Annotated in this window: 13 protein-coding genes; 9 read left to right on the top strand and 4 right to left on the bottom strand. The window is 44.5% G+C overall.

The features are described 5' to 3' along the window. Positions 1-60 precede the first annotated feature (60 nt). Positions 61-471 (bottom strand): DUF6678 family protein, encoded by a 411-nt coding sequence (locus SG35_RS29835; protein ID WP_044832311.1) that lies wholly within the window; start codon positions 469-471, stop codon positions 61-63. Positions 472-549: 78 nt separating this feature from the next. Next, positions 550-1,029, bottom strand: a complete 480-nt coding sequence (locus SG35_RS29830) for a hypothetical protein (protein WP_044832312.1) — start codon at positions 1,027-1,029, stop codon at positions 550-552. Positions 1,030-1,115: 86 nt separating this feature from the next. On the opposite strand from SG35_RS29830, the gene SG35_RS29825 reads away from it, so the two are divergent. The 5 genes from SG35_RS29825 (at position 1,116) to SG35_RS29805 (ending at position 5,530) form a co-directional block, all read left to right on the top strand. Continuing rightward, positions 1,116-2,162, top strand: a complete 1,047-nt coding sequence (locus SG35_RS29825) for an IS110 family RNA-guided transposase (RefSeq protein WP_044832313.1) — start codon at positions 1,116-1,118, stop codon at positions 2,160-2,162. Positions 2,163-3,193: 1,031 nt separating this feature from the next. Beyond that, complete coding sequence (locus SG35_RS29820; RefSeq protein ID WP_044832314.1) at positions 3,194-3,490, top strand: hypothetical protein; 297 nt, start codon at positions 3,194-3,196, stop codon at positions 3,488-3,490. A gap of 243 nt (positions 3,491-3,733) precedes the next feature. Then, positions 3,734-4,558: a cyclase family protein gene (locus SG35_RS29815; protein WP_084692674.1), complete on the top strand. Its 825-nt coding sequence runs from the start codon at positions 3,734-3,736 to the stop codon at positions 4,556-4,558. 145 nt (positions 4,559-4,703) lie between these two features. Next, positions 4,704-5,114, top strand: a complete 411-nt coding sequence (locus SG35_RS29810; RefSeq protein WP_044832315.1) for a DUF4177 domain-containing protein — start codon at positions 4,704-4,706, stop codon at positions 5,112-5,114. A 98-nt stretch (positions 5,115-5,212) separates the two neighbouring features. Continuing rightward, positions 5,213-5,530 carry an antibiotic biosynthesis monooxygenase family protein gene (locus SG35_RS29805; RefSeq protein WP_044832316.1) on the top strand — a complete coding sequence of 106 codons (318 nt, stop codon included), beginning with the start codon at positions 5,213-5,215 and terminating at the stop codon, positions 5,528-5,530. A gap of 56 nt (positions 5,531-5,586) precedes the next feature. On the opposite strand, the gene SG35_RS29800 is transcribed toward SG35_RS29805, so the two are convergent. After that, positions 5,587-6,918 (bottom strand): oligosaccharide flippase family protein, encoded by a 1,332-nt coding sequence (locus tag SG35_RS29800; protein WP_044832317.1) that lies wholly within the window; start codon positions 6,916-6,918, stop codon positions 5,587-5,589. Positions 6,919-7,113: 195 nt separating this feature from the next. On the opposite strand from SG35_RS29800, the gene SG35_RS29795 reads away from it, so the two are divergent. Together SG35_RS29795 and SG35_RS29790 are read left to right on the top strand one after the other, a co-directional pair. Next, complete coding sequence (locus SG35_RS29795) at positions 7,114-7,476, top strand: DUF5329 family protein (protein ID WP_236702570.1); 363 nt, start codon at positions 7,114-7,116, stop codon at positions 7,474-7,476. Between the two features lie 62 nt (positions 7,477-7,538). Continuing rightward, positions 7,539-8,291, top strand: a complete 753-nt coding sequence (locus SG35_RS29790) for an SDR family oxidoreductase (protein WP_044832319.1) — start codon at positions 7,539-7,541, stop codon at positions 8,289-8,291. A 67-nt stretch (positions 8,292-8,358) separates the two neighbouring features. Here the strand turns inward: SG35_RS29790 and SG35_RS29785 are convergent, their stop codons facing one another. Further along, complete coding sequence (locus tag SG35_RS29785; protein WP_160298269.1) at positions 8,359-8,514, bottom strand: hypothetical protein; 156 nt, start codon at positions 8,512-8,514, stop codon at positions 8,359-8,361. Between the two features lie 484 nt (positions 8,515-8,998). Between SG35_RS29785 and SG35_RS29780 the strand changes: the two genes are divergently transcribed. Together SG35_RS29780 and SG35_RS29775 are read left to right on the top strand one after the other, a co-directional pair. Next, entirely contained in the window at positions 8,999-11,224 is a 2,226-nt protein-coding gene (locus SG35_RS29780) for a type I secretion system permease/ATPase (RefSeq protein WP_044832320.1), read from the top strand. Then, entirely contained in the window at positions 11,214-12,638 is a 1,425-nt protein-coding gene (locus tag SG35_RS29775) for an HlyD family type I secretion periplasmic adaptor subunit (protein WP_044832321.1), read from the top strand. The genes SG35_RS29780 and SG35_RS29775 overlap by 11 nt, the downstream gene beginning before the upstream one ends. The last annotated feature ends 63 nt before the right edge of the window (positions 12,639-12,701 follow it).

Raw genomic sequence — 12,701 nt, 5'->3', positions numbered from 1 at the left:
GGGCGATTTGTAGTTGCGAAGCAACGGAAAATTGCTCCGAGTGATTTTTCTTGTTAGCTTTTACAGCCATTTATACCCTATTATTTTTAACCCCTCACCTGAAAGCTCAACAGGATATTGCCCCAGACAATCAATTACATTACGAATAAACTGCAAGTTATTTCTTTTATTTGCCAGTGGCCGATATTCGTCTGAATTAGGATGACTGTATTCCATAGGTATTAATAGCCATTCTATTTCTCTGTAGGGGCCATAAGGGTAAGGTAAACAGTCACCAAAAGTTTTCTCCAGTAAAACCGGCACTTGTGCGGTATAGATTTCATCACTGTTAACAAACTTCCACTTAAGGCCAAATGCTTTTCCATCGATCTCAGTTAAAAGCTTTCGCCACTTGGCGTTACTCATCAACGCGGACAATGCATCAGATATTTTCTTATCGGTTCGCCTTTGGATTTCGTTTATATCGCTCATACCACTTCAGAAGCTAACGCCCGCAACACCGGGCAATTTGAAGCGCAGCGGAAAATTGCTCCGCGTGATTGCGCTTTGTTAGGTAACGCTTTCCACCAACATTATTTCAGGAGGCTCTGAACTTACTACTCTTAACCATTTGCTTGATGTTGCTACTACGTACATTTTGGATCTTTCACAATGCCAAAATACTTCAGTATCATTTTTTAAATGTGCCAATAGTGATGAATCTTCGATGATTCCAACAACTCCATTATCATCGCATTTTTCTTTTGACATATCATAATCAAACTCTTCACAAACTTGGTGGTAGAAAACATGCTCAAAACTGATCCTATAGCGAGGACTGTTTTCGTCAGTAATTATCTCCCGGCACCCATCCAATACTTTTTCGATTCTATCTTCCGTCTCATCACCTGATTTAGGTTTTGCACGATAAACTTCATCAGCTAGTTTTGCACAGGAAACTTCAATCCATAAAGACTCTTCATTTACGTCATAATGAATTGCCTCTAAAAAAACATAAAAAGAGCCAACTTTGTCTAAAGGTGATTGCATACTTTATTGAGTTACCTAACAGATAATTAGACTCCCTCTTCCTATGCTTACTAGGCAATTGTTTTCAATCTGGTCGGGAGTCGATAATGAGCAACATTACTACAGTTGGTGTTGATTTGGCAAAAAATGTTATCCAAGTCTGTGTATTTTATAGAAATCAGGTGCTTTCTAATACTAAAATGACACCGTTAAAATTTACGGCATGGTTAGCATCCCAGAAAAAATCTGTTGTGGTATTCGAAGCTTGTGGTACATCCAACTATTGGAAAAGAAAGGCGACTAGTTTAGGGCATGATGCACGGCTTATTTCGCCAAAATTAGTAAACTCAGTCAGACAAAACCAAAAAACAGATATAAATGATGCGTTAGCTATCCTTCAAGCATCGATGTTACCTGGCATTAAGTTTGTGTCAGGTAAAAGTATTGAACAGCAACAACTTCAATCAATACTCCGTATGCGTGAGCTGTCTGTTAAACAAAAAACGGCATTGAACAATCAATTATCTGCTTTATTACTTGAGTTCAACATACGAGTTACCCCCAGGAATGGGGGCCTTAAAGGAGCTATATTTGGTGCGTTAGAAGATGCTGAAAATGGTTTTACCATGACATTTCGTCATGCCCTTGAACAAATGTGGCTTCAATATTTAAGCAGTATCGAAGTCATCAATAAGTTTGATGATTGCTTGAGAGACTTATTAGATGAGAATCCCGAGTGTAAAAAGCTAACGAGACTAGAAGGCGTTGGGGTTATCAATGCCATCAATTTATATATTGCATTTAGCACTGATGAACTTGGTGTATTTAAAGATGGAAAAGGCGCTGCGGCATGTATTGGTTTGACACCAATACAGCATTCATCAGGTGGAAAAGCAAAACTTGGCACTATCGGTAAGCATGTAAAAAATAGTATGTTAAGGAGTCAACTGGTAACAGGCGCTTTTACCTATGTACACCAGGTTTCACGTCGAAAAGCCAGGTGCCAAAAAGATATTTGGTTGCAGTCACTTATTGAACGAAGGGGAAAGAAGTGCGCCGCTGTTGCACTGGCAAACAAAACGGTTAGAACTGCATTTTCATTGTTAAGAAATAAAACAGAATATAAAGCTGTTCGATTAAACATGGCAGCTTAAAAGCGTTCCGCACTAAATTGCACTTAAATTAGCTAGAAAAGTCAGTAATATAGTAAGAGTTGTAAAACTCGCCTAACAGATTTGGCTTCTAGTATGCGTAAATATCAAAGAGTCGCGTTAGCTACGCATAGAACTCGTACATAAGCTCGCAATTGCTCTGCATTTTAGTGTTGACACAGAGGGAGTCTACATAAGCTATATTAGCCGGAAAAACCCCGCATTTACGGCAGAAGTATTGTCGACTAAATTATTCTTAAATATTTAAACTTTACCTTTTTACCAACGCATCATCAATAAGTTATGACTTTATGACTTTGTAACTATCCGCTAAAAGACGGGATTATCCCTTATTTTCGGTGGAAATACGGCTATTTAATACAGCTCTCATTTTTCTGATTAAACATGAGAAAAAGTATTAAGCTTTTGTTGATAATTTTCGTTCGCTTAGCGCACGGAAGCGACCTTACAAGCATGTGATGAGCGGTAGCAATAAAGGTAAATTTAAAGCATAGTCTTAACCTGGCATCACTTTACCTCTATGTAACATAGTTGCAGAATTTACTTGTTGTTTTTTAAAGAGAAATATAGACAGCCATCCCACCAAAATTTCTACCAAAAACACCTCGAACACTGTGGATTTATATAGTGTTGTGTACTATACCTTAAAGGTCAAACAACGATTTATCAACAACCAGCGGAGGTGTTTTTTTACCTGTAATGAGTAAGAGTAAATAAAGAGCAATTGCTTAACCGGCAAAGCGCCGGGGAAAATTAAGCGCTACCTCTGAGTGTTGGAGCACTCAGCGGCAGCTAACCACAACAGATACTAATCAACGAGGTATCCACCATGGCTAACCCTAATGATATGCCAGAGTTTCACTCGGTTAAAGCTTACCTAACAGAAAGTTTAACAGAAAATATACCAAGCCCCCAATCCCAGCCAACAACCCATAATGTCAATGCAAGCAATACCGGAAATAACGACTGGGCCAATACTTGTGTGCGGTTAACACTTAAGGGAGGGCGGTATCATGTCTGAATCAGATACCCCTTCAGATCCTGCCGCGCAGGAAGTCACCCCAGAGCAGTGGGCAAGAGATCTGCTCGATCTTTGCGACGACTTCAGCCAATTCAGTCAGGAATGTGCCTTTATCTTTGATGGCCTTGCTGCCGTTGCCCAAGAGCCGGAGTGCATCACACCAGATACCAGTGAAGGTATCAGGCATGTTAATTTTTGGCTTAAATACCAGGTCATAGGTTATCGGGAGAAAATAAACCGGCTGCATAGCGGCTCGGTTATACTTCGTCGTAAAAGCAAGGTGAAATAAGCTTTACACAAAAGAAAACGGGTGGGTTTATTGTGCTCATGGCTGAGCCAGGTTAAAAATTCACCCGGTTTATCCCCTGGCGAGCAGCAGTTGAGCAGCCCAGCATTAATATGGAACATCCTCAAATTGCCCCCCCTCTGATTTACCAAAGTTTGGGTATCCGCACTTGTCCTCTTTGCACTTGTACTGGTTGATGCGATCTTTATTTCGGTTATGATTAGCTTAAACAACAAGGAGAAAACTATGGACAAGCAGTATACCTTGCCCGGTTTCAGGCAAAAAACCTTAACGGCCTTGTGCTTGCTGGTCTTAAGCGCAGTTTTTAATGTCAACAGCCAGGATTTTAGTAACGGCAAATGGCTCGATCTCACCCATGAATTTAACGAGCATTCCATTTACTGGCCCACCGCTGAGCCGTTTAAAAAAACCACGGTTTTTGAAGGACAAACCCCGGGCGGTTTTTTTTATTCCGCCTATAATTTTGCCGCCGCCGAACATGGCGGTACCCACCTGGATTCCCCGGTGCATTTTTATCAGGGGAAGCAAAGTGTCGAGCAAATTGCTTTAGAGCAACTTATCGGCCCGGCGGTGGTCATCGATATCAGCAGTAAAACCGCTCAAAACCGCGACTATCAACTCACCGTTGCCGACATCCGGGCCTGGGAAAGTAAACAGGGCAAGATCCCTTCGGGCAGTATTTTACTGGTTAATACCGGCTTTGCCCGCTACTACGGCGATCAGAAAAAATATATGGGCACTATAAAACGCGGCGAGCAGGGAGTTAAAGAACTGAGCTTTCCCGGTATTCATCCCAAAGCCGCCGAGTTTATTGCCAGCAAACGTAAGATAAAAGCCGTTGGCCTTGACACCCCAAGTCTGGATTATGGCAAATCAACTCAGTTTCAAAGCCATGTCACCCTGTTCAGCCATAATATTCCCGGTTTTGAAAATGTTGCCAACCTTAATGGTTTACCGGCAACCGGTGCTACCGTCATTGCCTTGCCGATGAAAATCAAAGGCGGCAGCGGCGGCCCCTTGCGTATTGTTGCTTTTGTTCCTAACCAGTAATTCCGGGGCTTGGCAGGGTATAAACACTGTTAACTGTCGTATAGTTATCGGCATACTGTCGGTAACTTTTCATAAGTTAGTCGTAAGAAAAAACATCGGCGCCGGGCTAATATGGCGGCCCCATTATTATAGGTTGTAGTTATCAATGAAAATAGATTCAGAGCTGGTTGTTGAGTTAAGAGCAAACAGATCCTGGTCCCAGGAAGAGTTGGGGATCACTTCCGGTTTGAATATCAGAACCATACAGCGAATCGAGAAAGAAGGCACTGTATCACTACAGTCAAAAAAGGCATTAGCCGCTGCATTTGATATTGATATTCACGACCTCGACTATAAGGAATTACCCGCCATGAAGAAATATGAATATCAGTCAGTCGTGTTGAAGTTTGACATCGGTTGGTCAAAAAAAGCCTCCGTTGGTCCGTTTGAGTTTGACCAGGCGCTTAATGAATACGCCAGTGAAGGATGGCGACTGAATAATTTAACCGTGGGCACAACAGTACATGGCGGCTCTGGCCAGGCGATTGCTGTGCTGGAACGGGAAATTATCGAATGATCTCCTTGTCAGAAGGAAATAAAGCTCACCGTTAAAAACATCCGGCTTGATAACTTTGCTCAAGCCGGATGTAAATCATCAATAATATTGGAGTGTCGATGATGCTTATCGCAAATACCCCCAAACCGCCTTATTATGCGGTTATTTTTACCAGCCTGCGTACCCCGGATGATTCAGGATACGGGGAAATGGCGGAAAAAATGCTGCAACTGGCCGCGCAGCAATCCGGGTTTCTTGGCGTTGAGTCTGCCCGGGAAGATGTCGGCATCACCGTATCTTATTGGTCAGATCTAGAGTCGATAAAAAAATGGAAAGCCAATGGCGAACATCTTGAGGCGCAAAAACAGGGTCGTGAAAACTGGTATGCCGCATTTAAAGTTCGGATCGCTAAGGTCGAACGAGACTATGGCATTTAGTCCTTGATACTCTGTTATCTGGCAGACATTAAAATCACGGCTTTTACCCTGACAATTTATTTTGCCTTTATCGCACTGTTATCATCAATTGCTTTATCGGCATGTCTGCCTATTAACCTGTAATAGACACCCCAGGTCATCAGGGCGGCAAAAGCCATGGCAATCAGGGTCGCCAGGGCAGCACCATTAATGCCATATAAGGGGATCAGCCAAAAATTAAGCCCGGCATCTATTGCCAGGGTAGCGCAGCCGATACGGATAACATAACTGCCTTTATTGGCGTATTGCAACCAGGTAGAAGCAAATGCTGCCAATCCCCATAAGGCGTAGGCTAAAGCAAGATAGATCAGGGCCTGCTCTGCCTGTAGATAATCCTGACCGAAAAAAGAAAGCAGCCAGGAACCGGCGAAAATCAGGGCTATCAGCAAGAATAAGATACTGGCGGTAATTAACTTTTGTCCTTGCCAAAAAAGGCCTCTGGCGCGCCCGGCACTTCCTTCAAGCGCGGGACCAATGAGCGGCAGGAACAAACCGGCGATGGTGGTTTGCACCACAGGCAAGATATGACTGGTGGTGGCGGCCGCGGCAAACAGTCCCACCTCATGTTCGGGAGCCAACACTTCCAGCAGGAATAAATCTATCTGATTGAGCGCCAGGGTGATCAACATTGCCATCATCATAGGCACCGACAGTTTTAACAGCTTATTTCCGGTAAAACTGCCGGGGGCGCGTTGCAGTTGGATTAAATTTAATTGCCTGATCTTATACCATTGCCAGCTGATGATAAGGCACACGGCGGTAATGCCCGATGCAACTACGTGCCATAATTCCACTTCGGCCAAAGTAGCGACCAGCAATAAAACCAGCAAGGTTTTTAACAACGGCAGGCCAATGCGCCAGGGCAGGTTTGACAGCGCCAGTAATTTCGCCGCTTGCAGGATACGGCTTAACAGGGCGCCGATTGAAATCAAGGGAATAGCCAGCGACATCAAGAGTAACGGGTGGTGATGTTCTAAATCGGTTGAGCCGATATGCCAATAACTGGCAAGGGCGGTGCCGATGATCACCAACAGGGAAAGGGCTGCGGTGATCAAAAGATAAAAACGCAAAAACTCCCAGACACTGCGGTTATCTCCCTGCGACAACGGCCCGGATAAAATAAGGGGCGCAACCCTGTCGCCCCCCAATAAACTTAATACGCTGGTTATGGTAGCAAAGGCAAAGGCGACCTTGTAGTCGCCGTATTCGTGACTGGGCAGCGCCCGGCTCAGGGTCAGATTAAAGATATAGTCAAGGGCAAAGCCGGCGATCACCGCCACAGCCAGGATCAGGCTGCCCTTTTTTAAATAATCCTTTACCGGCGTGTCTCGGGCTGTGTTTGCTGACATACTTTCATCCGCTGATTTTATCTTTCATTTAGTGATATTAGGATAATAAGCAAGTTAACCTATATTTCAATGCATTGAATTGTAAAAACAACTCGGTTAGGCTTCATCAGCTTAATAACAATAATCATTAGAAGTCTCAGGGCATGATGACACACAAAACTGCTTTTACCCGGACATACCATTGGAGAGCATGAATTGAGAAGTGCTAAAGTATTCGCTGCGCTGTTCACTACCTTGTTTTTTAGCATGGCAAACCATGCCCAAGCCGCTACAGAAGATGAAATTAACCATTTATTAAATGTGGTTAAAACCACCTCCTGTCAATATGAAAGAAACGGCACTATGCACAATGGCAGTGAGGCGGTGAAACATATCAGTAAAAAATATCGATACTTTAAAGATGACATTGAATCAACAGAAGATTTTATCAAATATTCTGCCACTAAAAGTAAAATGTCCGGTAAACATTATAAAATTCACTGCAGCAATCAGGCCCCGGTGAAAAGTCAGGACTGGCTGTTAAAAGAGTTGGCAGTATACCGGGCCAGTCAGCAATAGTTTATTTCTGCATTTAAGCTTGAGTCTTTTCAATTCATTATCTCAAATTAATAGGAGTTTTTGTGACTGCTGAAAAAGTAGTGATTATCACAGGTGGCGGGCGCGGCATAGGCGCTGCGAGCGCACAACTTTTTGCCGGTAAAGGTTATGCGGTTTGTATCAATTATAAATCCAGATCGGCGCCTGCCGAGGCGCTGGCAAATGCTATTATCGCCGGGGGCGGACGCTGTATTGCGGTTCAGGCTGATATCAGCGATGAACAAGACGTGCAGCGTTTGTTTGCCACGGTAGATCAGGCATTCGGCCCCCCGGATGTACTGGTCAATAACGCCGGTATCTTAAAACCGCAAATGCGGCTGGAAGATATGAGCGCCGAGCGTATCAACGCGATATTAACCAACAATGTTACCGGCTATTTCTTATGTTGCCGCGAAGCGGTAAAAAGAATGTCGACAAAACATGGCGGTAAAGGCGGCACGATAGTCAATGTCTCATCCGGGGCGGCCCGTAGCGGCTCTCCCAATGAATATATAGATTATGCCGCCTCTAAAGGCGCGGTAGATACCTTAACCAAAGGCTTGTCACTGGAAGTGGCGGATGAAGGGATCAGGGTAAACTGTGTCCGTCCCGGGCTTATTTATACCGAGATGCACAGCGATGGCGGCGAGCCGGGCCGTATCGAACGGTTACAAAGCAAAATTCCGATGCAAAGGGGCGGACAGCCGGAGGAAGTGGCGGAGGCCATCTATTGGCTGGCATCTGAAAAGTCTTCTTTTTCCACCGGCAATTTTCTCGATTTAGCCGGCGGCTTATAGCAGCAAGGCAAGAAAAAAGGCTGCCGAGGGAGATCGGCAGCCTGGCTGGCAAAGTAAAGGAATTTGCTTACTTGAAATTGGCAATCGTATTGGTAACGTTATCCAGGGCGCGTTGCGAATCCGCTACATTGCTGACACCACAGCTGTAGGAGTTGTTGCAGGTTCTGCCCGGATCGGAAAATACCGGTAAAATTGAGCAGTATTTACCATCTTCATTCAGCAATAGTGCTTCTATGGCTTGCTTGCCAAATTGATCCGTGCGGGTTTACTCCACTTGAATGTCGTTGAACATATCCAGGGCCGGTATTTTCAGTTTGAAAGTATTACCAACTTTCAAAGACTTAATCCCATTGTAGTTAATTCAAGTATTAGCACCTGTTTAAGTGCTATTTTTTGGGGCTGCTACGGTTGTAACGAGGTTAGAGAGTAATAAACATCTAACTACTACAAAGCACCCGCCTAAGTTAGATCGTTACAGTTAATACTAAGTGTCACTTCTGTCAAGAAAATGATACAAAATAATAATGTCCCTATTCTGAGGCAAAAGTTTAGCAGCAAGGTAATCGGAGCATAAGTAACATCATGTTGTAACATATTGGAATTGAGTTAAATCAAATAGAACGCATATATATCAGCATCATTCCTTTACATGTAATATCAATAAAATTAACATATTACCTCGTTAATTGAAATAACTCCGGGATGAGATGTATAGTCCTTTTAATTCTGGTATTCAATGCTTGTCATTGATCGCCCGATTCCATCAATTGCCTGCCGAACCCGACGCCTTAATAAGAGAATTTCAGCATGACGATGAGTCATTAGCGGATATTAATCTGGTGCGTGCAGCAAAAAGCTTAGGCTTTAAAGCAAAATTTATTACCGACCAAGTTGATAATCTCAGTGAACATTTACTACCCGCTATTGCCCGCCACCGGGACGGCCACTTTTTTATTATTGCAAAAGTGGATCAAGATGAAGTTTTGGTTCATGACTTAAAAAATAATAAACCGACAACACATTCTTATGATGAACTCACTTCTTTTTGGGACGGGGAGTTATTGCTGCTGTCAAAACGCAGTTCATTGCTAAATGAAAGCGCCAAGTTTGGTTTTTCATGGTTTATTCCTGCGCTGGTGAAGTACCGTCCTTATTTTACCGATGTTTTTCTCGCTTCCTTTTTTATTCAGCTGGTTGGTCTGGCATCACCGATATTTTTCCAGGTGGTTATCGACAAAGTATTGGTACATAAAGGCATGACCACCCTGGATGTATTGGCGGTGGGCTTTTTTCTTGTTATTACCTTTGAAGTTTTACTGACCGGACTGAGAACCTATGTTTTTTCCCATACCACCAACCGGGTTGATGTTGAACTGGGTAGTAAGCTTTATAAGCACATGTTGTCATTACCTGTATCGTATTTTAATGCTCGCCGAGTTGGGGATACGGTTGCCAGAGTCAAAGAATTGGACAGCATCAGAGAGTTTTTAACCGGTTCATCCTTGACTGTGGTGTTAGATGTTTTATTTAGCTTCGTCTTTTTCGCAGTGATGTTCTATTATGCGCCACTGTTGACCTGGATTATTGTGGGCACCATTCCATTTTATTTGCTCTTGTCGTTGCTGGTAACACCAACCTTACGTAAACGCTTGAATGAAAAGTTTCAGCGCAGCGCCGAGAATCATTCTTTTTTAGTGGAGTCGGTTAATGGCGTTGAAACCATCAAGGCGATGGCGGTTGAGCCACAACTGCGAAACAGCTGGGAAGATAAACTTGCCGATTATGTCAACACCTCTTTTAAAACCAGTCATCTTAATAATATCTATAGCCAGGTAGCGGCATACATTAACAAAACCGGAGGCTTGCTTACCCTGTATTTCGGCTCTATTGCAGTGGTTTCCGGGGAACTTACCATAGGGCAGTTTATTGCCTTTAATATGCTGTCGCAAAGAGTTAGCGGCCCTATTATGCGCCTGGTAAACCTTTGGCAAGACTTCCAACAAGCCAATATCTCACTGCAACGCCTGGGAGACGTACTTAATTCACCGTCGGAGCCGGGGTATAACCCCAACCGGGCAACCTTGCCCGGTATCAAGGGGCAGGTTGTTTTTGAACAGGTGGTTTTTCGCTATGCCCCCGAGCGGGCGCCGGTATTAAATAACATCAGTTTTCAATGCCGTCCGGGTGAAGTTATTGGTATTGTCGGCCGCTCCGGGTCAGGGAAAAGTACCTTAACCAAACTGGTACAACGCCTTTATGTACCGGAGTCGGGTCGTGTTTTGATTGACGGGGTTGACTTGGCCATGGTCGAGCCTGCCTGGCTGCGCCGTCAGGTAGGTGTCGTGCTGCAGGAAAATTTCCTATTTAATCGTACGGTTCGGGAAAACATCGCCCTGGTTGATCCCGGCATGCCAATGGCGCAGGTGGTTCAGGCTGCAGAGCTTGCCGGCGCCCATGAATTTATTTTGGAACTCCCCGAAGGTTACGACACTGTGGTTGGCGAACAGGGGGCTTCCTTATCCGGAGGTCAGCGCCAGCGCATCGCCATTGCCAGGGCATTGGTGACTAACCCTAAAATATTGATTTTTGACGAAGCCACCAGTGCCCTTGACTATGAATCCGAAAGTATTATCCAGGCGAATATGCGCCGTATCAGTGCGGGCCGTACCGTGTTTATTATTGCCCACAGGCTTTCTGCGGTAAAAGATGCCCACCGGATTATGGTGGTGGACAAAGGACGCTTGGTAGAGCAGGGCAATCATCAGCAATTGGTGAAACACGGTGGTATTTATGCCCAATTATATTCCATTCAAAATCATCATGGTTTAGGCATGGCGGCCAACCCCGTCAGCCGGACGGATAATAAGCCGGACGCCGCCCAGGCTCATGACAAAATAGTCACCCGGATAGCGGGAGAAGAAAATGCAGAATAACAAAACCCTGCCGGAAGGTAACCTTCAAGAGAATGCATTAAAAAAGAAGAAAGGGGGCGGCAAACAGGCATTAGAGAAATTACAGTTTTTACCTGCAGCACTGGAGATCCAGGCGGCACCGCCGGCGAAATGGAGCCGGTCGCAGTTATGGGCAATTATGTGCCTGTTGATGCTTGCCATTGTTTGGGCTTCTTGGGCTGAAATTGACATTATTGCCACCGCGCAGGGAAAAATAGTACCCAACGGGCAAGTAAAAGTAATCCAGCCGCTGGAGAGCGGCGTAGTAAAAAACATTTTTGTTAAAGAAGGACAAAAGGTACAGGCCGGAGATAAACTGATTGCCATAGACGCCACCACCAGCCAGGCGGATGTTGACCGGCTAAAGAATGAATGGATAGGTTACAGCCAAGATTTAACCCGGCAAAGAATATTCCTGAGCAAGCTAGATGAACAAAATGCCCGAAACACCGCTAAGAATCAGGATAATAGTAAAGGCGACAATGCCGCTTTCAATGATGATGACCTCCCCCTCAATCAAAGGTTACTGTTGGCTTCTAGTTGGCAGGAATATTTATCAAAGCAAGACAGTTATATCAGTGAAATAACCAAACTGATAGCTGAAAAAAAAGCCATTCATATTAACGTATTTCGCATAGAAAAAACCTTGCCTTTAATCAGGGAAAGAGAGCAAAGCTATCTTACCTTGCTGACGACATCTGCCGTATCAAAAAATCAATACCTGGAATTAAAACAGCAACGTATCGAACAGGAAGAGTCCCTCAACTTTGAACGGGCCAATATTGAACAAATTGACGCCAGCATAATGAGCGCCCGGCAAAGCCTGGTGACCTATCTTGCTGAAACCCGGCGCAATACCTTGCAGGAAATTAACCAACTCAGCAGGCAAAGGGACAGCCTTCAACAGGAGCTGAACAAAGCGAATAAATTAACACAATTACGGATATTAACCGCACCGGTTGACGGCACAGTTGAGCAGTTGGCGGTGACCACTATTGGCGGGGTCGTTACCCAAGCCCAAGAGTTACTGTATGTAGTGCCTGCCGGACGGCAACTGGAAGTAGAAGCTGGGCTGCTCAATAAAGACATCGGATTTGTGCATGAAGGACAAACGGCCGAGATTAAAGTTGACAGTTTTCCCTTTACTAAGTATGGCGTGATTGACGGCAAGGTTATTGATATCTCCGCCGATGCCGTAGAAGATGAAAACTTGGGCTTGTTATTTCCGCTAAAAACTTCTTTGGCTACTGAACAGATCAATGTTGACGGAAAATGGGTGCAATTAAAGCCAGGTATGTCGGTGACAGTTGAAATTAAAACCGGCACTCGAAGGCTGATAGAGTTTTTATTGGCACCTCTGATACGGGGAGTGAGTGAAGGGGTCAGGGAAAGGTAATTAGTCCGGCAGGTGGCAGTGGAGAACAAAAGCAGCAGCTTCAGCGACGGCCTTTCAGGCGAC

Source organism: Thalassomonas actiniarum (assembly GCF_000948975.2).
GTDB lineage: Bacteria > Pseudomonadota > Gammaproteobacteria > Enterobacterales > Alteromonadaceae > Thalassomonas > Thalassomonas actiniarum.
Note: the sequence above shows the minus strand (reverse complement) of the source record. Positions and strands in the feature narration are given on the sequence as shown.